At 56.4% G+C, this 24,269-nt stretch carries 24 protein-coding genes and 6 pseudogenes; 18 read left to right on the top strand and 12 right to left on the bottom strand.

The features are described from left to right. Nucleotides 1-190: 190 nt before the first annotated feature. A pseudogene (locus tag E5W70_RS20700) lies at nucleotides 191-345 on the bottom strand (transposase); the annotation flags it as partial. A 398-nt stretch (nucleotides 346-743) separates the two neighbouring features. Between E5W70_RS20700 and E5W70_RS20695 the strand changes: the two are divergent. Beyond that, nucleotides 744-1,775 carry a class I SAM-dependent methyltransferase gene (locus E5W70_RS20695; protein WP_292661647.1) on the top strand — a complete coding sequence of 344 codons (1,032 nt, stop codon included), beginning with the start codon at nucleotides 744-746 and terminating at the stop codon, nucleotides 1,773-1,775. 480 nt (nucleotides 1,776-2,255) lie between these two features. Next, nucleotides 2,256-3,596, top strand: a complete 1,341-nt coding sequence (locus E5W70_RS20690) for a hypothetical protein (protein ID WP_292661644.1) — start codon at nucleotides 2,256-2,258, stop codon at nucleotides 3,594-3,596. A 326-nt stretch (nucleotides 3,597-3,922) separates the two neighbouring features. Here the strand turns inward: E5W70_RS20690 and E5W70_RS20685 are convergent. Continuing rightward, nucleotides 3,923-4,171 (bottom strand): annotated as a pseudogene (locus tag E5W70_RS20685) (transposase); the annotation flags it as partial. 222 nt (nucleotides 4,172-4,393) lie between these two features. Here E5W70_RS20685 and E5W70_RS20680 point away from each other — a divergent pair. From E5W70_RS20680 to ctlX, 6 genes and pseudogenes are all read left to right on the top strand, one after another. After that, nucleotides 4,394-4,604: pseudogene (locus E5W70_RS20680) on the top strand (hypothetical protein); the annotation flags it as partial. 591 nt (nucleotides 4,605-5,195) lie between these two features. Continuing rightward, entirely contained in the window at nucleotides 5,196-5,933 is a 738-nt protein-coding gene (locus E5W70_RS20675) for a class I SAM-dependent methyltransferase (protein ID WP_292661642.1), read from the top strand. Nucleotides 5,934-6,074: 141 nt separating this feature from the next. After that, entirely contained in the window at nucleotides 6,075-6,863 is a 789-nt protein-coding gene (locus tag E5W70_RS20670) for a class I SAM-dependent methyltransferase (RefSeq protein ID WP_292661639.1), read from the top strand. A gap of 74 nt (nucleotides 6,864-6,937) precedes the next feature. Then, nucleotides 6,938-7,483, top strand: coding sequence for a GNAT family N-acetyltransferase (locus E5W70_RS20665; RefSeq protein ID WP_292661636.1), 546 nt, complete (start codon nucleotides 6,938-6,940; stop codon nucleotides 7,481-7,483). A gap of 89 nt (nucleotides 7,484-7,572) precedes the next feature. Beyond that, nucleotides 7,573-7,722 (top strand): annotated as a pseudogene (locus E5W70_RS20660) (ornithine cyclodeaminase); the annotation flags it as partial. Nucleotides 7,723-7,741: 19 nt separating this feature from the next. Next, nucleotides 7,742-8,674, top strand: a complete 933-nt coding sequence (gene ctlX, locus E5W70_RS20655; RefSeq protein WP_292661633.1) for a citrulline utilization hydrolase CtlX — start codon at nucleotides 7,742-7,744, stop codon at nucleotides 8,672-8,674. 63 nt (nucleotides 8,675-8,737) lie between these two features. Here ctlX and E5W70_RS20650 read toward each other — a convergent pair whose 3' ends face one another. Continuing rightward, complete coding sequence (locus E5W70_RS20650) at nucleotides 8,738-9,130, bottom strand: hypothetical protein (protein WP_292661630.1); 393 nt, start codon at nucleotides 9,128-9,130, stop codon at nucleotides 8,738-8,740. Between the two features lie 560 nt (nucleotides 9,131-9,690). On the opposite strand from E5W70_RS20650, the gene E5W70_RS20645 reads away from it, so the two are divergent. The 4 genes and pseudogenes from E5W70_RS20645 (at nucleotide 9,691) to E5W70_RS20630 (ending at nucleotide 11,145) form a co-directional block, all read left to right on the top strand. Beyond that, entirely contained in the window at nucleotides 9,691-9,948 is a 258-nt protein-coding gene (locus E5W70_RS20645) for a hypothetical protein (protein WP_292661626.1), read from the top strand. Continuing rightward, nucleotides 9,935-10,180: pseudogene (locus E5W70_RS20640) on the top strand (hypothetical protein); the annotation flags it as partial. The gene E5W70_RS20645 and the pseudogene E5W70_RS20640, both read left to right, overlap by 14 nt. Nucleotides 10,181-10,532: 352 nt before the next feature. Continuing rightward, on the top strand, nucleotides 10,533-10,796 hold the full coding sequence (locus E5W70_RS20635; protein WP_292661624.1) for a hypothetical protein: 264 nt from the start codon (nucleotides 10,533-10,535) through the stop codon (nucleotides 10,794-10,796). A 79-nt stretch (nucleotides 10,797-10,875) separates the two neighbouring features. Next, entirely contained in the window at nucleotides 10,876-11,145 is a 270-nt protein-coding gene (locus E5W70_RS20630) for a hypothetical protein (RefSeq protein ID WP_292661622.1), read from the top strand. A gap of 169 nt (nucleotides 11,146-11,314) precedes the next feature. Here E5W70_RS20630 and E5W70_RS20625 read toward each other — a convergent pair whose 3' ends face one another. Continuing rightward, entirely contained in the window at nucleotides 11,315-13,117 is a 1,803-nt protein-coding gene (locus E5W70_RS20625) for an ABC transporter ATP-binding protein (RefSeq protein ID WP_292661620.1), read from the bottom strand. 877 nt (nucleotides 13,118-13,994) lie between these two features. On the opposite strand from E5W70_RS20625, the gene E5W70_RS20620 reads away from it, so the two are divergent. Continuing rightward, nucleotides 13,995-14,291, top strand: a complete 297-nt coding sequence (locus tag E5W70_RS20620; RefSeq protein ID WP_292661618.1) for a class I tRNA ligase family protein — start codon at nucleotides 13,995-13,997, stop codon at nucleotides 14,289-14,291. 115 nt (nucleotides 14,292-14,406) lie between these two features. Here E5W70_RS20620 and E5W70_RS20615 read toward each other — a convergent pair whose 3' ends face one another. Together E5W70_RS20615 and E5W70_RS20610 are read right to left on the bottom strand one after the other, a co-directional pair. Then, entirely contained in the window at nucleotides 14,407-15,414 is a 1,008-nt protein-coding gene (locus E5W70_RS20615; RefSeq protein ID WP_292661615.1) for a dienelactone hydrolase-related enzyme, read from the bottom strand. Continuing rightward, nucleotides 15,404-17,017 (bottom strand): hypothetical protein, encoded by a 1,614-nt coding sequence (locus tag E5W70_RS20610; RefSeq protein WP_292661613.1) that lies wholly within the window; start codon nucleotides 17,015-17,017, stop codon nucleotides 15,404-15,406. The genes E5W70_RS20615 and E5W70_RS20610 overlap by 11 nt, the downstream gene beginning before the upstream one ends. Before the next feature lie 63 nt (nucleotides 17,018-17,080). Between E5W70_RS20610 and E5W70_RS20605 the strand changes: the two genes are divergently transcribed. Further along, nucleotides 17,081-17,518, top strand: a complete 438-nt coding sequence (locus E5W70_RS20605; protein WP_292661611.1) for a hypothetical protein — start codon at nucleotides 17,081-17,083, stop codon at nucleotides 17,516-17,518. A 304-nt stretch (nucleotides 17,519-17,822) separates the two neighbouring features. Here E5W70_RS20605 and E5W70_RS20600 read toward each other — a convergent pair whose 3' ends face one another. Genes E5W70_RS20600 through E5W70_RS20575 form a run of 6 tightly spaced genes read right to left on the bottom strand, consistent with a single transcriptional unit; the run spans nucleotide 17,823 to nucleotide 21,051 of the window. Continuing rightward, nucleotides 17,823-18,242 carry a hypothetical protein gene (locus tag E5W70_RS20600; RefSeq protein ID WP_292661608.1) on the bottom strand — a complete coding sequence of 140 codons (420 nt, stop codon included), beginning with the start codon at nucleotides 18,240-18,242 and terminating at the stop codon, nucleotides 17,823-17,825. A 14-nt stretch (nucleotides 18,243-18,256) separates the two neighbouring features. After that, on the bottom strand, nucleotides 18,257-18,808 hold the full coding sequence (locus E5W70_RS20595) for a hypothetical protein (RefSeq protein WP_292661605.1): 552 nt from the start codon (nucleotides 18,806-18,808) through the stop codon (nucleotides 18,257-18,259). A gap of 1 nt (nucleotide 18,809) precedes the next feature. Beyond that, nucleotides 18,810-19,214 carry a hypothetical protein gene (locus E5W70_RS20590; RefSeq protein WP_287319873.1) on the bottom strand — a complete coding sequence of 135 codons (405 nt, stop codon included), beginning with the start codon at nucleotides 19,212-19,214 and terminating at the stop codon, nucleotides 18,810-18,812. Beyond that, nucleotides 19,215-19,913 carry a thermonuclease family protein gene (locus tag E5W70_RS20585; RefSeq protein WP_292661601.1) on the bottom strand — a complete coding sequence of 233 codons (699 nt, stop codon included), beginning with the start codon at nucleotides 19,911-19,913 and terminating at the stop codon, nucleotides 19,215-19,217. Then, a complete protein-coding gene (locus E5W70_RS20580; RefSeq protein ID WP_292661598.1) occupies nucleotides 19,910-20,449 on the bottom strand; it encodes a thermonuclease family protein in 540 nt (179 codons plus the stop codon). Before E5W70_RS20580 ends, E5W70_RS20585 begins: the two co-directional genes overlap by 4 nt. Continuing rightward, nucleotides 20,446-21,051 (bottom strand): hypothetical protein, encoded by a 606-nt coding sequence (locus E5W70_RS20575; RefSeq protein ID WP_292661595.1) that lies wholly within the window; start codon nucleotides 21,049-21,051, stop codon nucleotides 20,446-20,448. The genes E5W70_RS20580 and E5W70_RS20575 overlap by 4 nt, the downstream gene beginning before the upstream one ends. A gap of 175 nt (nucleotides 21,052-21,226) precedes the next feature. On the opposite strand from E5W70_RS20575, the gene E5W70_RS20570 reads away from it, so the two are divergent. The 4 genes and pseudogenes from E5W70_RS20570 to E5W70_RS20555 form a co-directional block, all read left to right on the top strand. Next, nucleotides 21,227-22,171: a lytic transglycosylase domain-containing protein gene (locus E5W70_RS20570; RefSeq protein WP_292661592.1), complete on the top strand. Its 945-nt coding sequence runs from the start codon at nucleotides 21,227-21,229 to the stop codon at nucleotides 22,169-22,171. An 11-nt stretch (nucleotides 22,172-22,182) separates the two neighbouring features. Then, nucleotides 22,183-22,533, top strand: a complete 351-nt coding sequence (locus E5W70_RS20565; protein WP_236372199.1) for a TrbC/VirB2 family protein — start codon at nucleotides 22,183-22,185, stop codon at nucleotides 22,531-22,533. Nucleotides 22,534-22,536: 3 nt separating this feature from the next. Then, nucleotides 22,537-22,836, top strand: a complete 300-nt coding sequence (locus tag E5W70_RS20560; protein WP_292661589.1) for a VirB3 family type IV secretion system protein — start codon at nucleotides 22,537-22,539, stop codon at nucleotides 22,834-22,836. A 3-nt stretch (nucleotides 22,837-22,839) separates the two neighbouring features. Continuing rightward, nucleotides 22,840-24,269: pseudogene (locus E5W70_RS20555) on the top strand (type VI secretion protein); the annotation flags it as partial.

Raw genomic sequence — 24,269 nt, 5'->3', positions numbered from 1 at the left:
CAATCATACCGCCCCTCGCAGCGCCCGGACCGAAGCTGCAACCCGCTCCACCGCCACGACCTCAGCGCCGATTTCAAACCTCCAGTTCGCAAACGGGGGGACAAATCCTCACTTCGCTTGACAGCAGCCGCAACACCTTCGGCAGTGGCAAAGCTGACATCAGATCCGCCAGCAGGCTCAGAAGGCCTTAGCCCGCATGCCGCCGCCAATCCGAAGGCTGATGGGAATAAGCCCATGCCGCCGCGCAACGTGCACAACCCGTGCGCCAGGCTGAAAACTCTCAGCTACAATCCGGGCCTTTACATCTTCAGGCCATCGCCGGTTCCCCCAACAAGGTTGGACAATCTCGCAACGACCAACAAATCATCTCCACCATCCGCCATGACAGCCTCCATCTGTTTCCGAAGGCCTTCTGGCAGACACGTCACGCGTGATAAACGTGCAAAATCAATGGGTGCAGACGGAGCATACGGCGCTTCACCCTTTGTCGGATGTTCGACGATGTCGGATATGAGACACGGCGCTAATAGAGTTATCGCATTGTTCTGAATGATCTTTCATTTGGCACGACACATGCGTCGCCATCCGCAAACTCGCTGCAGCGCAGATGCGGCAGGTCTCAAGTAACCAGTGTTCTCCAATGATTTGTCGTTCCGGCACACTGAGCGGCAATCGGAGATACAGCCGCACCGTGCTCTCGGCGGGAAGCGGTGACGACGATAGAGCGTGTAACGGTGAGCGAAATGGGATCGCAGATGGAAGACTTTTTCTTAGAATGCAATAAGGCACCGCGATTGAATGAAATGGCCGAATTCTTTTCGGCGACCGCTGGGGGACGATCAGGAGTTCCGATCAAGTTTCCGAGCGTTGATACACGCCTTTTCCAGGGGGATGTGTCGCTGGAAAGCTTCGCTAAAGTGCATCGCCAGCTTTGGGGCCATTTCAACCCTCATTTTTTTTGCAGTATTCCTTATAGTCTTGAGGAGGAGGTCCGCCTTGGCGAAGCATTCTTACGATATGGATGTGCTATTGGGAATGTTGGCAGCCCAGCTCGATTCTATGTACTGGGCGGCGCCGAAGGCACACTCGCTCGAACGGTGGCCAAGTTAGGGAAAGGAAAGATTCAGACGCTTTCGTGCAGTCCGAATAAGGAAAACGAGGAGAGCTTCTTTCTTCACGGACGACCCGCGCACGCAACTTTCTTCCTCGGCCCATTCCATCACTTGACCCGGAGCCGAATGGCGGAGACGCCGGAACTCAGTCATTTTTCTGACAGGTTCGATATCATCTTGGAGGATACAACGTTTCAAATGTATTCTTCTAATCGCACGGCGCAGATTGGCTTTGTGAAACGTCATTTGAAAGACGACGGGGTATTTCTCTTCTTAGAAAAATTTTCGCAAGCTGAGTCCGGCGAGTATTTGCGTCGTGAGCTTCAGAAAGATCACGGATATAAAGCGCGTTTCTTCAATCCCGATGATATCAAAAGGAAAAATGAGGTCATTCTCAAACAGATGAACCTCAACGAGACGACGCTTGATGATATGTCAGCAGCATTGGCCGCGCATTTCAAATATGGCTACGTGACATGGAACTGCGGCAATTTCTACACGCTTGCTGCCAGCAACAGCGCGGACAATTTGCGGCGCCTAATTTCAACGATGGCGCCGCCCTGCATTCCAAATGAATATGTCTACATAGAAGCTCCCGCTTCTCTGCCGGGATTAGCCTTTGATCTATCACCATTCCGAAGCTTGGGAACGTCCACTATATGAGTGAAGCCGTTCAAGGGTCGACGCCTCCTGCCGTGCATCGTTTACGATGGGCGCTTTCTTGCCCAGTACCCTTGCGTCAGCATCGGCGGCTTTGGCGCAGTCGACCGGCGATTGGCGTCGCGTGCGATACCAGCAGATGCCGGTGCCCGCCGGCCGAAATCTGCATCGATGCCAATCTCCAGCGCATAATCCCGTTAACCTTCCTTGGGTGGATGAACGGCAGTCCGAACCCTGACAATGGGATCGGGTTTGTTGTGTATGGGCCAATCGCATTGGCCGATGTTGGAGCTGGCGTCCGTGGCCTCCGGTACTTTGGCGTCATCATGGTCGAGGCATGGGCAGCCGATAATCATCCGTCGACCACGTAAACCTGGTTCAAGAACCACGGGATGAAATGCAATGAAATCGTTGCCTCCAAACTCCGTAGCCGAAGCGTTGGTGTGGCTTATGCCGTACATTTCGCGGTACTCGACACTCCCAATGCGTGCGTATGCGCATGCCGTTTATGACGCAAAACCAGCCGCTGCCGATCCTATCCGAATGCATGCTCTGAAGCAGATGGAAATGCTACTTGCAGATCGCGCCTCACGTGTCGGCTATGATCATAAACAGATTGAAAAACTCGGTAAACAGCTTCGCAGCCGGCCGGTCATTCAGACCGGTCCACATTGTCATCTGATTATTGAACCCGATGCGTTCTACACACATATCTTTAGTGCCATGGGACTGCGCTCTCATAAAGACAGCTGGTATGTGTCCTATTCGGCTTCGACCGTAAAATTCACCGAAAGCGCCAAGAAAGGTCCTGGTTGGCTGCGGGTGGGTGACCAAACCCTCAATGTGTTCGGATTATCACGCAGCAAAATGGATCCATTCAGTATTTGCGGACATCATGCGCCACAGCGCTTTGCTCTGACGAGTTCCGAACAGACGACCGCCGCGAACCAATTGATCGAGCAATTGCAACGGGCCTTGCCAAATGGCGAGTTTCCTTCGGCCGCCGATGCTATCAAGATAGCCAATCAGAGCCTCTGGCACCGCTTCTTCGCATCGAACCTACAGTTGCTGCAAATTGACGATCTGGACGTGGCGGACCTTGTTGCCCAGCATCTTCGCGATCCGTTCTCGTGGCTTTCGTCAACGCTGTTTGGACCAAGCTCTTTTGCGGAAAGCCTGCTTACTCATTTGAGGTCGTTTGGTTGCGGCCAATGGGCCGGCTGGGCGAAGACGACAACCGACTTCTTTTGGCATTTGTCAGGGGGGCGCATCTTTCCCTTGCGATTGCACGATGGCCTGCTTTTGAACGCAGGCAGGACCTTCTCGCTACGATGCGCACCTGACGCGCTCCTCCAATCCTTGAATGAGCGTGAGATCATACCCAGTCTGTTCCTGTCATTCTTGGTGATGTCCATACTTCCTGGACTGCGGGCGCTCGGCGGCAGTCGCCAGATCGTCTATTATCCAATTATGCGCCATGCCTTCTTGTCTACCCTCTCCGACTTTCCGTCACCTGCAAATCGTAGCTTAGCCGCCTCGCTAGCGTCCGACGAAGAGGCGGGTATGTGGGGGCATCGCACGATCTCGCCTGGGACTATCGATCCGTTCAGTTTGATCGCGCAGTCTGGTTCGTCCTGTTTTGAGCAGTTGATCGACTGCTATGGCGAGATGCCTTTGAGCGAGGCATGGGGCAGCTTACCAGCGTTCAATGGCGATCCCCTATGGCAAATGCTGTGCGAGCGGCTTGCTCTGGCAACAGATCGCCCCATGTGGCTCCTTGGCGATCGGCAGTCAGATCGCCGCGTAACTTCCTGTTTCCTTTAATCAGTCCGCGATTTTCTGTGTCTCAGTGTTAGGGTGCACACAGCTGTCCGCGAATTAGCGGAATGGGTGTGCGCGAATTTCTGAAACACGCAGCTCGGGAATAGTGATGACGAAACAGTCGATCAGCAATGCCGTAAGCTCTGTGCAAAAAAAGCGGGCTTTGTGCCCGAACCATTTATTAGGAACGGCGTGCGCGGATCTCATCATGGCCTGGCTGCAACAGCAGTCCACTCGCGAGAGGCCGGATACATTTATGCAACTGGAATCGTCGTCGGCGATGTCGCGAACCCTTGCACGGACGGGGCGGACCATACATTTTTTGCGGCAACATCCTTCAGGATCGCGTTGTCGAGCATCTGCTCGGCCAGGAGCTTCTTCAGCCGGGCGTTCTCATCTTCCAGAGCCTTTAGGCGACGGGCGTCGGACACGTCCATCCCTCCGAACTTGGCCTTGAACTTGTAGAAGGTCGCTGCCGAGATGCCATGCTTGCGGCAGACATCAACCGTCTTCGCGCCGGCCTCCTGCTCCTTCAGCATCCCAATTATCTGTTCCTCAGTGAACCGCGAGGGTGGCATCGTTCGTCTCTGTGATCGACGGACTCTACCCAAATCTGGAGGAAGTTCAGGGTCTCAGGTCAGGCGCTTTCTCCATCATCTGTTTGAGCAGGCGCCGGAGTTCCTGGTCGCAGGTGAACTGGCTCGAAGGTTTGCCGCGCTGCCGCGCTCATCCGCGGCGATGACGGTGCGGCCCTCGACCAATGGGTCGCCGATGCCGCCGGCATCGAATTGAATGCTCTGGCCAGGGGCGTCACACGCGACATCGACGCCGTCAAAGCGGCCATCACCCATCCCTGAAGCACAAGTCCGGGTCGAAGGTCGCATCAACCGCCTCAAGACACTCAAGCGTCAAATGTACGGACGGGCCGGATACCAACTGTTGCGAAGCCGCCTGTTGGCAGCCGCCTTAACGCTCCAAGCGGAGATGGCGAGGCCGGAAGCACTGACCTAGCACCAAAAGTTCGGAAGGATCCCAATTGTCGCGCTACACGGCCGGTGCGAAATGGGTGCGAGGACCATCTGCGGCTTGTTTTTGCGGGCCGTACGCTCAGCATGATCCAGACGGCGACAACAGTCCCTTCTTCAGTTCGCCGTTCGCCACGCCAGGTGTAAATCTGCTGCCGCGTCACATTGTGCCGATGACCCACCTCCGTTACCGTTAGCCCCAGAAACCCCAATCGACCTGACAATGTCGAGGTTCTGTTCATCACCCATCGATGCCGCCGCTCCTGCCCAAGAATTGTCACACGCATCGCAAACCTCGCCTAAGACACGTCGCAAGACGTCGTTAAACACGTGTCTTAGGCCATCACGACGATAGCGGCAGGCGGTGACGATCGGGCGGTTACTTCGGTTGTGCGGTTGTGTCGGAAACCAGTCAAAACCTTGCCGTAGCGAACAGCAGAATCGGGCACGCATTATTGAACCAGAACCACTTTTCGCGTTGGCATAGATGTTGCGCTTCGACTCGTGACGTTCACTCGGACGACTAACGTATGGAAACAAGAGAAGAACTCACGAACCCCAAACAGGAGGCCCCCAAATGACTGACGACTTCATCTACGGCGAGAATTGGGCTTCAATGTATGAAAAATTTACCGTCATGCGAGGTAAGAGTGATGAGGTCGGCGAGACCGTCGCCTTTCTTGAACGATTTTCCAGCGGAGGGAGTGCTCTTGAACTTGGTGTTGGCGATGGACGCGTCGCGGTGCCGTTGAGCGAGCGCGGCATCAGGGTCGAAGGTATCGACAATTCGGACAGCATGTTGAAACTTCTCGCCAAGCGCACCGATCTGATCAAGTTTTGGAAGGCAGATATTGCGAATTTCAGGTCAGAGCAACGCTACAACCTCGTGTATTGCGTTTGGAACACGTTCACGCTGGCCGTCACGCGCGAAGCGCAAATAGCTTGCCTCCGATCTGCCGTGGAGACGTTAGATGATGGAGGGGTTCTGGTGATAGATGTGGGCGTGCCGCCCTTGGATGGTCTCGTCAGCGGCCAGAAAACTAGTACTCTGCTCGTGGATCATGAGAATACGGTCCTCAATGCGGCCGTCCACGATCCACTAAATCAGACCTTCGTTTCAACCCTCCTCTGGTTTTCTGGTACATCGGTCAGACGTTTACCGCATCGCGTTCGTTACGTTTATCATCAGGAACTCGATACCATGGCCGAATGCGTTGGGCTGGAGCTAGCGGAGCGTTGGGGAGATTGGGCGGGAGGTGCGTTCACCCAAGGGTCCAGACGTCACATCTCAGTTTACCGCCGAACTAGCCTTTAGCCCCCGCGACTTTCGGGGCCGATCTTGGATGGGTGATCTCCAAAAGGCGTAAGACAAGCCCCGATTCGGATATCGCTTTGTGTTGCTGGGCTATCGCAGCTTCAGAATACATCCTGATAATAATGATTACGGAGATGCATCATGGATAATGTCCGGCGAGAGAGTGATGATGTGTACACGGATTTTGGTGACCATTGGGGTGATGTATATGACGATTGCGCGGATGCGCTAAACAAAACGGTAGAGACCGCGAAGGCCGTGGCATTCTTAGCGGGACTTGTCGGAGGGGGTACAGCGCTAGAACTCGGATGCGGTAACGGACATATCACGTTGCCGCTAGCCAAGGCGGGACCGCAAGTCCACGGCCTCGACAACTCCACTTGCATGCTGTCCTTACTTGAAGAAAAGGATGACCAACAACTAGTAAAAACACACCACGCCGATATGGTGAACTTTGATATAGACAAACGGTTCGACCTTATTTATTGTGTAAATAATTCATTTACACATATGCTGTCGGTCGACAGCCAATTGGGGTGCTTACAGTCCGCAATGAACGCCTTGGATGATGGTGGGCATTTCGTCATACACCTGAGTTACCCAAACACTAATGACTTCGCAGGTGTTGGCAAATACGGTGATCAACGGACGACTGTTTTTCACGTAGACGAACATCGCACCCTGGTCCGATTTACGCGCCACGATCGGCATAACCAGCTGTTTATTTCGCAAGATCTTTGGATCACCCCAGGGGGTATACGCACTCTGCCCACCAAGCTCAGATACGTATATCCTTCGGAACTGGAACTTCTCACTCGTTTCGTCGGCTTGGAACTGGTTGAGCGTTGGGGTGATTGGGAGCGGCGGCCAGTTGACACCTCATCCTGGAGCCACGTGTCGGTCTATCGAAAACGTAGACCGATCGCCTGAAGGAAGCCTTTGGGGATGAGCGAATAGCGGGCGTGTAAACCCATGGGCTGTTGCCGCATAATCGGAGAACAGAAATGACAAGATATGAGACATCACGATTGATCCTCACACGCCTTTTCTCCGAGCACGAGGACCTACTGTTCAACCTCCATAACGATCCGCTTGTCCAAGAGCTTCTTTATGATAGCAAACCCAAGAGCATAGAGGACGTTCGCGAAATGGTCGATACGTCTCTGGCCCACTGGAACGAACACGGTTTTGGATTTTGGATGGTGTATAAGAAGACCGATGGGTGTCCCTTATTCATTGGCCGCTGCGGTTTGCGTGTCGTTCAAGGCACCGACAATATTGAATTGGTTTATGTGTTCTCGCGGGAAGGAGTGGGGCAGGGCATGGGCCCAGAGGCCGCGCGCTTTGGGATCACTCATGCTTTAGCTAACTCAACCAAAAAAAAGATTGTGGCGTTCATTGCGCATCACAACGAGCGATCTAAGCGAGCAGCTAAAAAGATAGGGTTGCGCTACGTTGACGATCGGTACCGCAACAATGAATTGTTGCAGTACTACGAAATGTCCCGCGAAGAATATTTTTCGCGGCCGCACCCCAATTATACAACATAGATGTCATGCGAGGGTGTTTACCGCGATTATTTGCTACGGAAGTTTTGATGTTCCCCCCCCTAGATCTATTGTGAATGCCTGAAACGGTCGACAGCGTCGGCTCCGCCAGCGAGGACTTTTCGGCGCTACCCTAGGTACGAGAGCGGCTTTCCGGAGAGGATTTCTGCCAGCGCCTCGACATGATCGATGACCTAGATGACCCGCGCCGCCCTCGCGGCCTGCTCCAATGCGTTCGCTAACCCGATCGGAGTCTTTCCCATGGCAGCACGTACAGGATTCTCGGTTCAGGCCCCTTCCGCCGTGATTATGGTCCGTCCGCATCGTTTCACGGTCAACACCGAGACTGCGGCCGACAATCGCTTTCAAATATCGAATGATGATGCTGGTGATCTGTCGCCGCTCGCCTATGCCGAGATCACCCGCGCCGCTGCGCTGCTTCAAGAGCAGGGTATAACTGTGCATTTGTTCGAGAGCGAGGGCAGCGACACCCCGGATTCAGTGTTTCCGAACAACTGGTTTTCAACCCACGCTGGCGGTTACGTGGCGGTCTATCCGATGAAGGCTTTAAGCCGCCGGCGCGAGCGCCGGAGCGATATAATTGACCTGCTGAAGAGTCGATATAGAGTGCAGGAGGTGATCGACTATTCCGGCCTTGAACCGGACGGGCTCTTCTTGGAAGGTACCGGTTCGATGGTGCTCGATCATATTGATCGGGTCGCCTATGCGGTAAGATCTGAGCGCACTGACCCAATCGCACTTGAGAGGTTCTGTACCCAGTTCAGGTTTGAGCCGATTCTGTTCTCGGCGAAGGATCCCAGCGGGTTCGACATTTATCATACAAACGTGCTGATGTGCGTCGCAACCGATTTCGCCATGATCGGGCTCGACATGATCACTGACTCAGGCAGACGGCGCGAAATCGTCCATCGGTTCGAACGCGCCGGTCGCCAGGTAATCCCGCTGACCAATGCACAGATTGAGAAGTTTGCAGGCAATGCGATTGAGCTCCTGGGCGGGAACGAGCGTATCTTGGCCCTGTCGACGGCCGCACTCTTGGTATTGACGAGCGAACAGATTGACATCATCGGCGAGAGCGCGCGGCTGCTGCCGCTAGCAATTCCTACGGTCGAGCGGGCTGGCGGTTCAGTGCGATGCACGATCGCTGGTGTGCACCTCACGCCTCGGGATTAAAAGCGGTCCGTCCGCTCCGACCAACCCCGCGCGAACGGCTGGCGCTGCCAGCGCCTGCAACGTCTACGGGCGCAACTGCAACTCCCGCCCATTGGTCGCGAACACGCGATACGCACGGGCGATTGCGCGCGCCGTGCCGACGCCACCTCCCGACGGCACATCGAGATCGCGTGTCAAACGGCTTCCAAAACTGACCCTCGATCGGCGACACGCCGATTCACAAACGATTTTGCCGGCGAGTGGCTGCGGGTAACCTTCAAAGATAGTGAAGGCGGTCAATCCGTCACGCAAGCCTTCCTCGTCTACGAACAGGGAATGCCGTTCATCGAAACGCACGAGCTCGATTAGGCGGCACCCGATGAGGTCATGGATCGGCTTGAAGCTGATCCCGTCCGGAAGCTCGAAGGCCCGAAAGATGGTCGTATCGGGGTCCAGCAGGTAAGCAGTCTGTTTCATGGTCTAGCCCTTTCTTTCTCCGCGAAGCGGTCTCGTGCCCGAAGGGGCAGGAGCCCCGCTCCTGCTCCCGAGCTCGCGCAGAGCAGCGGACAGAGAGGCAAGGGAAAACGGAGGGGGTTTCGCCCGCCCGAGGCAAAGCCGAAGGGGCGACGCATGATCCGCCTAAGCGGATCCGCGTCGATCCTGCACATAGCACAGCCGAAGGCGTAGCGGAGGAAGGACGGGGGGACCGTTTTTTTGCTTGCAAGGGAGAGAGCGCAGAGCCCTCTTTCCCTCTCTGAGGCGACAAAGTCGGCCGCGATCGCGGCCGTCACTCGCAAATGAAAGGAGCCGTCACTGGCTAGCGCCGGGACGGCTCCCGCGGTGAGTGGCAAGAAGGGCTATCGACTTACCATCAGCAACTCGCATTGCCCGAGCTGGCGCACTAGCTGATTTCGGGCCGTTCTGTAATCGCCGATGCTCGGGCTCAGCGAACAGGTTCATAATCGCTACGAAACCGCGGTTTCGGGGCTGACTGTGGCCGGCTCCTTCACATCTGCGAACTGCTGAGCATTTCACCGTTGGAGATCCTGTACCCGGTCGCGCCGCATCTTTGGGGTGAAGACCAGGCCGAAGCGGAAACTCGTATGGCGATAGTTGAAAAGCTGGCGAATTTCGCCGGGCTCACGCTTCAAGCCATTCTGAGCTTTCTTCACCACCCGAAGACGAAGGGGACTGACGAAGGCGGCAACGGCTATGACGGCGCGGCGCCGGCCGCGCCCTTATTCACTTCTGCTGTTCATGGTACAAACGGGAGTGACATTCATGGCGGCAAGTAACAAGCGGCTCATGAAGGCGAGCGAGGTTCCGGCGTTTGTTGATGCGATCACCAAGGCAGGCTGCGACATCTGCGCCATCGGCCATCACGGACATGTGCTCGGGGACGTCGACCTGTCGCCGGCAGAACAGGACGTTGTCATGCAGAAGGTAAAGAAGATCGAGGAGACTTACGGCGATCGCGATTTCCTCATGCTGGAAATCGTTGCCTACCTGCGATCGATCGGCCGGTATCCCGGCTCGCCGGCGACGCACTGGTCGGCTAAAGCCTGCGACACCCTCTCCGTCAATCTGAGAAAGGACACTCCGGCCACTGCCTATTGCGGGTCAAGGTGCTGGAACAAATTTGACCGCTGTATATTCTCTCGACATGAGCGAGACCCGCGGTCATTTGCCTCGATGACGCCGTCCGGCGCGAGCTTGCCGTTGCCAGGGCGAAGCGAAGCAACAGCTGGGAAGTCCAACAGCTGGGGCGACACCATGGATGATCGTGAGACATTGGGGGCAATTCGCTTGTTCAACCGCACCGGCTCGATGTTTGCCGGTGTTACCTGCTCGATGCGCCGATCTGACCCGGCGAACGCTGTTGGGTACACTTAAGTATCCTGTTTCCTACAAAGCTGTTCGCAATCCGGAAATTACACCCGTTCTCATCGGTGGCACCAGTAACGTACGGCTTGTCGACCGCGACGCATCCAAGCCCCCGAAGTGCTACATGGAAAGCGAGCAAGAGGTGCTGGACTGGATTATTGAGCCGCTATCAGAAAACGATCGCACCGCCTTCACAGGATTCGATCCGCAGAAGGGGCACACGGGGCCGCTCGTCACAAGTCGTTGGACTGTGACCTGATGTGGTGGACGGCCTCCGCTCCCGGCAGCGCAATGTGCCAAAGTGTGGCTGTCGAAGGTCACATGAGGGAGAGCCTTCCATGGAGAAGGTCAACTGTAGCATCATGGATTTAGCCGACGACATTGCATTCGCGGTTCACGATCTAGAGGATTCACTCGCCCTCCGCCTCATCACCAAAGAGGATTTCGAGTACCAGAATCGAACTGCGCGCCATATCTGTCTGTCACGACTCAAGGAAAGGTATCCGGACGAATCTCGCAACGACCTCTATGGAAGTTTCGTTGGCATCTCTTTGGCGACAGCGGGGGCGGAAGCACGCGATCAGTCGCCTTGCCGGCTATTTTGTTGACAATTGTATTTGAGGAGGCCAGCGAATTTCGCGAGCCGCTTCTTCGCTTCCGGGCGGGAATGCGACCCGAGGCAAAGACCTTCCTGAAGGTCGGCAGTCGCCACCCGCGCTTGTTCGGTAAGCGCTCACAGCGGCAACGGGCCGGCGCATCGCGCAATCCGGTTGGCGCTCAAGCCAGGCCCTTCACTAGTTCCAACGCCTGCCGTTCGAAGAGGTGGCGGTAAATGCCGCCATCGAGATCGATCAGCGCGGCATGATTGCCGTCCTCGATGATGCGGCCACGATCGAAGACGAGCAGCCGATCGAGCGAGCGGACCGTCGACAGCCGGTGTGCGACCACAAGCGTGGTTCGACCTACCATCAACCGATCCACCGCTTTTTGAATGAGCACCTCGGATTCCGAATCGAGGCTCGATGTGGCCTCATCCAGGATAAGGATCGGCGCGTTCGCGAGGAAGGCGCGCGCGATCGCCACGCGCTGGCGCTCCCCGCCGGAGAGCTTCAAACCCCTTTCGCCGACCAATGTCCCATAGCCCTTCGGCAGGGGCGCGATGAATTCGTGCGCACTGGCCAGCCGTGCCGCCTGCTCGATCTCTGCCTGGCTCGCGCCAGGGCGGCCATAGGCAATGTTCTCGGCAAGCGACCTGTGAAACAGGATGGGCTCCTGCTGGACGATCGCGATCTGCGAACGAAGCGACTCTTGGGTCACCTCGGAGACGTCCTGGCCGTCAATCAGGATCCGGCCTCCGCTCACGTCGTATAGTCTCTGGATGAGCTTCACGAATGTTGTCTTGCCGGAACCGGAGGGCCCAACCAACCCGACCCTTTCGCCAGCCTCAATCGACAGCGAACATTCGCTATAGAGCGGCAGGGGATGGTTGCCATAGCGGAAATGGACGTTCTCGAAATCGATGCGACCTTTCGTGATCCGGATCGGCTTGGCCTCGGGACGATCGGCAACATCCAGCTGCTGATTGTGGACGGCCACGAGTTCTTCCATATCATTGACCGAGCGTTGCACGTTGCGGACATGCATGCCGGCATCACGCAGATAGCCCTGGAGGACGATGAAGGACGTGAGAACATAGGCTATCTCGCCAGGCGTTGCCCGTCCATGGGACCACAGAAGCAAGGCATATCCGATCACTGCCACCCTGAGAGCAACCAAAGTGACGCCTTGGGTTGAGCCAATGATCGTTCCGCGCACCCAACTCCGGCGCGTGCGGTGCCGCCATTTGGCCATGATATTTGCAAGGCGCTCGTCTTCGCGGGCCTCGGCGCCAAAGCCTTTGACCGCAGCGTTGCAACTGACCGCGTCCGCTAGCGCGCCGCCGAGCCTTGTGTCCCATCTGTTCGCAAGGCCCGCCGCCGGCGCGACATAGCCGAGCGACAGCGAAATCGAAAACGCAAGGTAGATGAGAGAGCCGCAAGCAAAGATCAGACCCATGACCAGCCAGTGCCAGCCGAGCAGCGCCGTCGAACCTACCAAGATGATAAAGGACGGGAACAGCGCGATCAATATGGTGGTGTTTAGGAGCTCAAGCGCCCACATGCCGCGCGTAATCTTGCGCACTGTCGAGCCGGCGAAGCTATTCGCATGCCAGTCTGTCGAAAAGCGCTGGACGCGATGGAACGCTTCGTTCGCGACATCGGACATCATCTTCAGCTCCAGGTCGTTCAGGCCAATTAAGGCGACGTGGCGCATGGCAATGGCACCGAGTGCTAGTGCAATCGTTGCAGAGAAGGCTGCAATGGCTGAATCCCAAACTGGTGCTGCCACAATAGCGTCACGGGAAACAGCGTCGATGAGACGGCCCGAATAGAGCGGCATCAGCACGTCAGCCAGCGCGGAGGCGAGCATCGCGGCCTTGATGATCGCCAGCCGCACTGGCTGCCTGCTCCAGTGGCGGAAAGCAAAATTGAAAACGTCGCGACAAGTGGTGCCGCGCCCATGGATGGGAGAACGTTTCATAGTTTCCAAGCGGGCGCATCAACACGCTCGGTCCCAAGGAAGTTGAATGACAAAACTGGAATTTTCGACATCACCCACCACAACAAGATCGGTGGGCAGCCCCTGCTGCCCCTCAACGGTCAGCATCAAAAGTTGTGCCAACTACAAAAGAAGGCTCAGAATTTCTGCATGTTGCTCAACGCGTGGATCCCGCGGAGAGAACGAAGGATGTCATACGCGTGTGGCGTGGCTTGAGGGCAGGATTGCGTATCCCGCCTACGAGAGCAAATGGGCATGATCAACCTCGTCCAGACAGGCTTCTTTCCAGAGGGATCGAAGGTCCTCTACGCGCGTCTCAGGGGGCGCGCCGATAAATGGTTATCGCTGCACCTTTCGCTGGCTGACGCTCGAGCTCAATTTGAGTCAGGGCCGACGATGACGTGTCGGTAATTCGACAATCCCGACAGCTCAGGTTGAGCATTGGTAAAATGTTTCTGGCGTTACCCTCACTTGGCACGGTGTTTGCGGATTACTCGTCGCGAGTTAAAAATTCATTTGCCGTTCAGTGAAGTTCGCGCTCACAGAGGGCACTATGGAACTTCACAGATGGACTGTGTCACTGTGCGTTCCTGCGGAGCCTGCGGCCGCCTAAAGAGCTGCCGGACCCATGTCGCTGCCGACCAGATCGCAGCATAATATAAGACAAAACCAGGAGAACGGTTTTGCGGCTAGTTTCGATGGCAGGATATCGTCGCTCCGTTGAGGCGCAGTGACAAGATCAGGTCTCAGATCAGATCTCAGATTCATCAGGACTCCGAGTCATGCCACTTTGGACCAACCGGGACATCGAGCTGACCACGAACTGGTGCGCTTAAAGTGGAGAGGCGCATCCTGGACGGTGCAATGGCGGGAGGCAACCGTTCGAGTTGCCTCCCCCGCTCTTTTTGCCGAGGTGTTCTCCCACTGGACGCCGCGCATCCGGTATCATTACGAGTTCTACCTGCTCGACGGCCAGAAGTTCTCCACCCGCCGCGGACATGCGGTCTGGGGCAAGGAGGTTCTGGGTCCGAAGACAGTCGACATCGTGCGTCTTCATCTGGGCCTGACACGCCCGGAAGGTGAGCGGATGAACTTCACGCTGGACGCGCTACGTCGCACCGAGAACGAGATATTCCAACGGCAAGTGCCATGCTGAACTAGTCTCCTGGTATCAACTGAAGCACGCCTACCAGAGAATTTGCTGGTGAACTGACCGGCCAACGCCAACTCATCCTCGCAGGGCCGACTTGTCAGCAGACGACAGAAACCGCTCAACGGCCGCGCCTTAGTAACCGCTTCAAGCTCAAACCGGCCAACAAAATGTAAGGCGGCATGGCGAGCGAATAGTGACCACAGTTTAATTCCGAAATATTTGGCCTAGCCCCGGCGTCCTTCAGCCTATGCATGAACCTCTCCGATAGCTCTGGCAACACCACTTTGTCTCTCTTAGCCAACACAACCTGAAGATCGAGATCAGGCCGTGCCAAACTATGCACGTAATTCTCCAAGTTAAGTGGACCCCAGGCTCTTCTGAGATCGGTCAGCTCAATCTCAGGCTCAAGGCTATCGCGTATCGATCGTGTCGCGCGGCCCGTCCAAACCATATCCGCTAGACTCCCCGCCGTCAGAAACAACGAGGCTTTTGACACAGCCAAGTCGTGTGCCGCGACTATGGCCGCAACCCAGGAACCTAAGCTCATTCCGAGAACCGAAATCTCTCGATAGCCTTCGCTTTTCAACCAACGTATGAGTTTTCGCCCATCCAACACTGCCTGCCTTACAGATTGGATCGTTCGACCGAGATTAGGGCTAAGCATATAGTCGGCGTGCACGGAGCCGGGACGGCTGCGTTCGAAGTGATAAGGCATAGCAATCTCGACAACCGTGATGCCACGCTGCGAGAAAAAGTTGGCAATCTGACGATTCCGGGCGCTTGCATTCCAATGGTGAAAAATCACCATCGCCTGATCGAACGACCCGCTTTCTGTGATTTTCGCCGAGACGACATTGTTTTGTTCGATATCAGTAGAAATGTCCGATGAAAATTTGAGCCACCCATCTAGCCTTTCAAAACCCTGATCGCTCACACTCGGCTCATCGAAAAAGGCTGGATCAGCCACGGCTTGGTCCGCAAGGGCACAGAATTCCTCGATACTTGTTATCTTCTTCGCACCTGGAAAGGCGCGTTCCGCGTCAAGGACGAAATCCGTTGGTTTCTTCCCTTCCTCTCCGCGAAGGGCCCGGCGTTCGTCCCAACGATCGAGCCAACTATGAAACACTCTGATTGTTTCCTAACTCGCTCGCTCTCCAGCGGCCTAATCCTGGCTCGAACAGGGCGTATAGTGCGACTAGCACTGAAATGGCCAGAAGGGTGGAAAAGCCGGCAAACACGTCGATCAACAAGTAGCTGACAACAAGTAACGCCACGACCGCCGACATCTTCCACAAAGGCGCATGAAATCGACCTCCGACACCTAATCGGATGGAGCCATACAGAAATACAAAACAGGTCGAAATAACGATAAGAAGGCTGCTGTAATGCGTCGGCATACGATAGCGGAACCCGGTGCTCACATCATCGCGACCTTGGAACATCGAAGACATATCGCCAACCAACCACGCCACAATATTCTCACCACTGGATGCCAGATAAGAGCTTTGGACCTTCATCCATATGGCGACCAGAACCCCCAAAACAGTACACCGAAAAACCCCACGCATCACTGTGAGGCCGGCTTCATTGAGCTCTCGCTGATGATCAACATGCGGCAGCTTCTTCAATCCGTCTCCAATTCTCCAAAGATCATGAACAACCGTATAGAGCAAAATGAGACCTACAAAGAAAAGATAAAACACCAGGCACATGTATAGGTAAGCGAGCCCCGTAAAAACGACTGTTTCGGGGACAGATATCACCTCAGGACGCACAAGAGCTATTTTTCCCCAATCCATGGCATAGTTGCCACCGCCCTTCATCAACGGGATCAAGGACACGCCGATCCATTGAAAAAGACCCGCGAACAGCAAGCAAATCAAAAAAACCGACCAATATGTGTACGAGGAAGCGTCAACGTTGCGTAACCAGGCGTCGTCGCTTTCCACCTGATCGCCCTGCGCTGCGAGCTTTCTGCGCCCCTCACTTCTCCAGAAGACCAGCAACTCTATGACGAAGAAGAAAAACAGCGGTAAGAACACCATAAAGTCGAGTGTCCAATTTGCGGCCCAAAGGAATCCAACCTGCTTAACGAGCCCGTCCGCTCGCTCGTAGGTGACGTTGTGGATACCAATGATGTACGACAAAAAGCCGAGGGCGGTCATGCCGGCAAACACCGACGCCGGTAAATTCAGGGGAGATCCGTGACTAAAAAACGCCTCCGATTTCCTCGCCAAACTAAAACTCCGCCTCGGCTCCTTGGCGTCAGTATCCCGTTTTAGCGCTGCCGGAGACGCTGTGTCGTCATCGAAGGTCGCAGCCAGTGCTGTATCTGGAATGTCCTGTGCAACGCTGCTTCCGGCTCTCTTCCATTCTCGTCTCTTGGCCGATAATCGCGATTGCGCCGCACTGAGCTCCATCTGCCATTCGCTGGTTGCCACCGGATCATCGCACCCAAAAACCCTCGCCAGCCAACGAATATTGGCAGTGCTAATTCCCTTCTCGTTCTCTTGAAACCAAAGCTGCACCGTTCGCAGATCGACCCCAATCCGGTTGGAATCGATCTGTGAAATCGCCTCTGCGAGAAGCTCGGGCGTCCATGGGCCTGCAGGAAACCCGTCTTTGCCCAACGGCCTACCAGCACCCGCCGCGGCCAACCGCTTGAATATTTCTTTGAAATCACTTTCGTCTCCCGGCAGAGGGAGAAATATTTTTCCATTCTTAATCAATGGCTTACAGGCGCTGCTTTCGTTTCGTTTCGTTGGCCTTCGTATCCTATCGTGCTCTCGTCCTTGATCAACGTTTTTATCAACTCGATTTTGGCCGGGGTGGCAGGGGCGGAGTGTGCCCGCATGAGGAATGAAGCCATGCTGAGCCTAGGAAAATCTTCAAATGACCTATCCGGAGACAACCATTTCACTCGGCAGAATCGCACGGCGAATAATGCTGAGGCGCGGCTCGGCACCCTGGCCGACATAACCGAACGACATGTCGCAGCGCAAAGAGCGGCCAAAGCGTTGCGAGAGGCTGAGAAGGGGCCCGGGGCTAGCGAGGTGATCGCGTTGGACGAGGCCGCGGCGCGGCGCGACGTGATTGCGTATCAGCCCGCCGATCACCGGGAATCCATCGGGAAGCTGGTATACATCGCGGCATATTTAATCGCGAGGCGGGAGCGTCTCGAGGAAAGGGAAATGGCGACGGTTATGGAGATGGCGGCGCCTTTTGGGTGAGGTGATCAGCCATCATGGGGGTGAAAAAGCCCGCTGAAAAGCGGGCTTCTTCACGCCACAGGTGCTTGCGGGTCAAAGTCGATCTGCTCTTCCGTGGATCAACCTGATCGCACCGGCTTGCACGGCACCGGTCAAGCATCCCCAAATCAAAGCGGCGATGAAGTTCCAGCCGAAAAGCAGGGCAATGACGAGGCAGATCAGACCTGTCGCACAGACTGTGGCAGTAGTCGAGCAGTTCGTCTTCCATTTTCAGCAACACCTGTTTTCGTCGGTCTCGCCGTTTAAAAACGGCGGCAGAGGCCGGCTAGTTGATGGTAGCGATCCATTCTCCGGATGCGTCTTTGGCAAACCCGACGACGCGATCCAGGGGCTGTGCCTGTGGTGACATCTTGATTGATGTCATGCACGAAACCCCGGGGCCGCTGCTGTTCTTGTCGCACTGGCCGAGAGTAAGCGAGATCTCGGGCATGTTGTTGCGGTCCCAAACGAGCGGCGAAGCTTCCTGTGCCTTCCGGAAGGCGGCAAGAGCTTCATCCTCCGTCGGCGCTTCGACGATGGGGGCTTGCCGAACAGGGCACAGCGAAGGATCGGCCGAAATAGCCGCTGTGAGTTCGGCCTTAGAAAGTGCCTGTGCTTCGACGCCGGGCATCGCAAGCCATGTGCCGCCTGCGCCGGCTAACAAGCCAACGGTGGCGGCAATCGCGAGAAGTGCGTTTTGGTTCACGCTGGAGTCCTCACCTAAAGATTCAAATTGAACCAGTGGCGTTGTTTTACGCCTTGGTCGTTCGGGATGTCGAAATACCAGGGATCGGCGCGGTGGGGACGCATTGACGAAATTTCTTTAGTGCAGCTATCGCTTCCGTTGTCGCTGTCACGACCAGCGCGACGAACGGGAATAGTGAGGCCATTTTTGTCGGCCTGGCTGTTAAACCTCGATTTGCAGACATTCACGGTCTTGACGCACTGATCGGGGATGCGGCGATTGCCTTCCTTGCCCCGCTCGCTATAGCCGACCTTCGAGCCTTCGGGGCAGTCTGCGTACTCTTGGCGGCCAGGTTCTCCAGCCTTTGCTTCGTGGCAAATCGGCCAAGAGAAGCCTGGCTTCGCCATGGCGCGAATGAGTTTCGTCATTGGCGGAACGCAGTAGGAGACGCCATGCCAGGACGGACTTTGCGAGGCAGCACAGAGCAGTACTTGGCAACCCCAGGAGGCATCTTGAGCCTTGGCGGCGGTAGCAGGCAGGATAGCGACGGCTGCTAGGCCGGCTGCCGCATAAAGCAGGTTTTTCATGTCAGGTGGTCCTCTCGATGGTGACTGCCGGTGTCGCCCGATCGACATGGAGATTGTCGACGGGTAGGGCGGGCTGCGCTCGATCGCCGGCGGCATAAATGATGGCGGCGATGATCGCGAAGGCTGAGAACCAGAAGATCCCTATGCGGAACAGAAGCAGCTGGTTGGGTATGTCCCGGCACAGTGGCGGGAAAGCAAAGAGCCCAACCAGGAAGCTGTCGAATGCGAGGTTGCGTTGACTTTGAAAAAGGATCGACACTGCGAGCAGTAGCACAGCAAAGGGGCCATGCACCCACCAGATTCGTGAGGAAAGGACGATTAGCGCGAACGATATCGGAATGGCAAGCAACAAGCTCGCCAAGGGATCGTTTGCGATGGAGTTCGCAATATGGGCGAAGTCTGGCAACTATCGATCTGTCCTCTTCGGTTTATGACGAGCATCGACGAAGGGAGGCGAAATTTCACTCTCGCGCTCAGCGAGTAGGTTAAAATCGGCGATCGGACGCCGGTCGAGCGTCTTGTCGACCGCCTTGCGTCGCCACTCATTCATATCGAGGACGTAAGTGGCCCACATGCCGTAGCGCGCTGCCATGGCGTAGTTCTGAACGGTCAGATACTGGCCGTTCACGGGGTAGGGCGAGGCGACCCGCGCCCATCCGACACGCAGCATTTCGAGGGCGAGATCCTCGCCGCCCGTTGCGCAGCGACCGAGCGGCACACCGTCATGGCTGTAGCCGAGAACAGCGCATTCGACGCTTTTGTTGCCGACAGTGCGTTTCAGCCATGCCTTGGCGAGCGGTCCGCATGGGACCGGGAGCGGCGCTTTCGTCTTCGCGCGGTTGCCCCACTTGGGATTGAGCGCCCATTGCGGCAGATCGCACGCATCGATGTCGGCGAGGCGCACCCGTTGTGCATATTGCGGATACCAAAGCGTCCGGCCATCCATGACCGCCACCCGGCCGCGAAAGACGGAGAAGGCCGGAGCCGGCGCTGCGGCTTGCGGCTCGAGGCGCGGCGGCAATGGCGGCTGGTCGATGATGTCGGCGGCGATCGAGGGATGCGCGATGGCGGTGGATACGGCGGCGGCGAATATATGCTTTTTCATTGCTTCGCTTTCTTGGCGCGTTCGATTGCGGACTTGCTCAAGAGGATGGCCGGGTGCTGCACGTCTTCGAACTGCCAAAGACCGGCCCGTTGCTCTCGGGCGCTTTGTTCGGCAACGGCATAAGGAGGATGAAACGGCAGCCCTTCGGCATTGAGGGCAGCGAAGGCATATCCGCTAGTGACCATCATGGTCGCAAGGTCAAGTCTGTCCTTGCCGACTGTGGCGTAGCAGACGACGTAGGCCGTGTTGGCGGTCTTGGCGACAGGCGCACAAACCGGTCTGGTGTCTTTGATGTAGGCGGCGAAAACGGCGAGCGAAGCGTCGCCGCAATCGCGCTTTTGGCCTGTCTTGTCGGTGTAAGGGGTGCCGCGAAGGCAAGATTGCACCCCGTAGAGACGATAGCGGCTGCCGTCGGCAACCCATGTGTCGCCGGATTCGAGCGTCACGCCAGGTTGAAGATCGAAGTATCCCGCAGGCGCGGCATTGATCTCTCCTGATGTGAGAATCGCCGCTAGATAAATCGCGGCCCTTCTCATTGGCCTTTCACCCTCGGATCGGCCCACATCCCGTACCCTTGTTTGCCGATGCGTTGAGCTTTTTCGAGATCCGCTCGCGCGGGCGAACCATCCCGGTTTTTCACCACTCGAAGTGCGCCAAGGGAGACCAGTTCGTCTTCAAGCATGTCAACGCTGTCGAGGCTGCCGGGATAGTTATAGTAGCCGTAGCAAGTCGCATCCTGGCTCGGTGCATTCTGTTCGCTGACGAAGGCGCGGCAGAAGAGAACCTTTGCGGACTTCAGCATCACCTGCAATTCTTGCTGCGCGAAGCCACTGCATGATCCCGAATATCCTTCGGTCCGATTCACCATCTCGCCGCTGCACGGCTCGACGCCGTAGAGATGCAGTGTTGTCTTGTCGTCGATCTGAATGTCGGTCGGCGAGACAGCCTGATATCCACTGGCAGATGCAAAGCCCTTGCGATCCACGACTTTACCGCTGCCGTCATAGTATTCGACGACCAGGACTGTCTTGCCCGGCGACGCCAGCGATTTGACGTAGTCCTTGTCGATGTCCGGCGCAGCAAAGGCAGGCGTTGCCAATATGCAACTTGCGAGTGCGGCGATGATCGTGCCTTTCATTTTCTAGCCCTTACCATCTTGGTTATGTTGGATTCCCTGCACCTAGGGGTTTAAGTATGGCGCAAAAGCATGTATCAGTATGCCATATCGGTATCATACCTGTTAGAACTTAATCGGTTTTTATCGCGATCTCAACACCTCAAATGAGGTGGGGCCGATGGCAGGAAGGGCTAGAATGGCAGCTGATTCACGCATCGTTCTGCTGATAGGTGTAGCGGCGCTTTCGACCTTGGGAGGAGGAGCATCCCAGGGCGACGAAATCCTTAAAAGAACGCCAAAACAGCACGCTTCTATCAGCGATCAGGGGAGCCCTGCCGCTCTTAGCGAAATCGCGATCACGGCCATATTCGATAGGCGGTGGTCCATCCCTGAAAGCGACTTCGTCCTTGGTGCCGATGGCGTTGTGCTGTCAGAGCCACCGGCTAAAAAAGCCATCATGACTTCTAATCATATCGGTAACATTTCTTCGGCGCAGAGAGCCAAATACGATAAATCGCTTGATGCCGATCTGGCTAGAAGCGCCACAGGCGCAAGAAGCCACAGTGGCATCATTATTCCTGACAAACCGGACACGGAAAACGTGCGGCAATGCGGCCCATCCCCATTGAGTGCGTCTGAAACCAAGACGTTGGTCATCGAGTCAGCGCGTCGCCACAAGGTGGATGAGCTATTTGCGACGGCCATTGCCTGGGCTGAGAGCGGCTTTGATCGAATCCGAAACTCGGAGAAGGGCGCGCGCGGGCCGATGCAGCTCATCCCTGCGACTGCGGCACAATTCGGTGTGCGCGACGTCTGCGATCCCGCGGAAAACATCGAAGGCGGGATGAAGTACCTGCGGGTGCTCCTCGACGAATTTCAAAATCCACTGCTGGTCGCGGCTGCTTACAACGCCGGTGAACGGCGGATTTACGAATACGGCGGCATTCCGCCCTTCAAAGAGACCGTCGGCTACGTGGCGAAGGTTGTGAACTATCAGCTTGGCCTGCCGATGCCGGCAACCACGGGCAAGTCGCCGGCGGATGCTTCGGAAGCAATCGCCGATGCGGGCGATGATCGAGATGTTGGCGTCATCGCGATCAAGAAAACCGGCAAGTTCGTCGGCGGTGTGATGCATTTTTGAAGGAGAGAAGTATGAGAATTGATGCGGTAAGGGGACCGGGGGCAGGGGCTGTCAAGCTGGCGGCGCTACTCGGGCTCGTGGCGGTTATGCAGGTGGCTGGCGCCGATCTGGTGCTTGCACAAGGCACTGGCGGTGGTGGTGGTGCATTCGGGCCGCTTCAAACCGCCGTACAGATGATTGTTGACTTCATCACCGGTCCGTTTGGTCGGTTGCTCGCGATCATTGCCGTCATCGGACTGGGCTTTCTGGCATTTGCGGGCCGTCTGTCTTGGTTCACAGCGGGCGCGGTTGTCATCGGCATCGGTTTGGTGTTCGGCGCTCCCAATATCGTCGATGAGATGATCTCGGCTGTCGGCAATTGACCCATGGCTGAGCACCAGGACGAAAAGCCTCTGGTGACCCCGTTGGTGATCGGACTAACCCGGTCACCAACGCTGTGGGGCGTGCCGTACATGGCCGTCATCATCATCGTCGGCATAACCATCATCGGCTGGCTTGGGACGAATTCGCTGTGGGCGCTCCTGGTAGCTCCGGTGAGCTACCTCTTCCTGTTTTCGCTCTGCACTTGGGACAGCAAGATTCTCGACGTGTTGCATGTGGCGTCCCGGAAGACTCCGCGGACGCCCAATAAGACATTTTGGGGAGCCAACTCATATGGGCCGTAACGGATGCTGAAGGTCGTTAGAGAAGAACTCGGATTTGGAAAGGTCGCTAACAAAGAGCGGCCTATGGCGACTCATATTCCTTATTTACGGCACGTCTCGAATACGGTCGTGGGGTTGGAGAATGGCGCCCTTCTTTGCGTGATCAAGCTGGATGGCCTGTTCTTCCAGACGGAGGATCAGGCTGAGCTCAATATGCGCTCGGTCGTCCAGAACACGATGATCCGGGCGCTCGGATCAAGCCGTTTTTCCGTCTGGTCGACGGTCATCCGGCGCGAGGTCGAAACGGAGATCGAGGGAACCTTCGATGATCCGTTCTGCGACCTCCTGAACAGGCGCTACATGGAGCAGTTGCGCCGGAAGCGCATGTTCACAAACCAAATCTACCTGACCATTTTGCGATCGGGGATGCGCGGACCGCTCGGCTTGAGCGATGCGGCCAAGCGCCTTCTGGATCGGACTGCCGGCGGCGATGCGCGCGGGCAGCAAACGCGCGAGGATGTGACGGAGCTCGAGGAGCTGATCGGAAACATCACGCGCGAGCTTCAGAAATACGGTGCCCGGGCGCTCGGCATCAGCTATCGCGACGGCGAGCCCTATTCGGAACCTTGCGAGTTTTTCAATACGATCCTGACCTGCGGTGTGCCCCGGAAGATGAGGCTGCCCCGCATGGGCATGCGCAATTACGTCGGAACGTCGCGGTTGCATTTCAGCAAGCGCACCATGCAGGCGCAGGGTGCCATCGAAGAAGACAACCGGTTTGGCGCGCTGCTGTCCGTCAAGGAATATCCGCCGTTCACCGGTCCAGGGATGCTCGACGGCCTGCTGCAGGTGAACCACGAATTCATCCTGACGCAATCATTCACGATTGCGGACAAGCCAATTGCCCAGGAGCGGATTAGCCGCCTGCAGCGGCAAATCCAGGCATCGGATGAAGCTGGAAGCTCGGTCGAGCACGATATCGACTTTGCGCTCAACAGCCTCATGAATCAGGAAGCCGTGTTCGGGTTTCACCACCTGACATTGCTGTGCCTGTCGCGGGATCTTGAAGGCGTAAGCCGCTCCGTTTCGGAGCTCGGATCGTGCCTCACCGACATGAACATCAACTGGCTGCGAGAGGACGTGAACCTTGAAGCAGCCTTTTGGGCGCAACTGCCGGGAAATCACAGCTACATCGCCCGCAAGGCCATGCTGTCGAGTGCAAATTTCTCGGGCCTTTCGTCGATGCACAATTTCGCAACTGGGCAGGCCGACCGGGCACATTGGAGTCTGCCGATCACGATCCTCGAGACAACATCGCAAACGCCCTATTGGTTCAATTTCCATCGGCGCGATATCGGTCATTTCACAGTCGACGGTCCCACCGGGTCGGGCAAGACCGTGGCGATGACGTTCCTTCTGGCGCAAGCCTTCCGGGTATCGCCGGCCCCCAAGGC

The sequence above is a fragment of the Mesorhizobium sp. genome, assembly GCF_005063415.1.
Taxonomy (GTDB): domain Bacteria; phylum Pseudomonadota; class Alphaproteobacteria; order Rhizobiales; family Rhizobiaceae; genus Mesorhizobium.
Note: the sequence above shows the minus strand (reverse complement) of the source record. Positions and strands in the feature narration are given on the sequence as shown.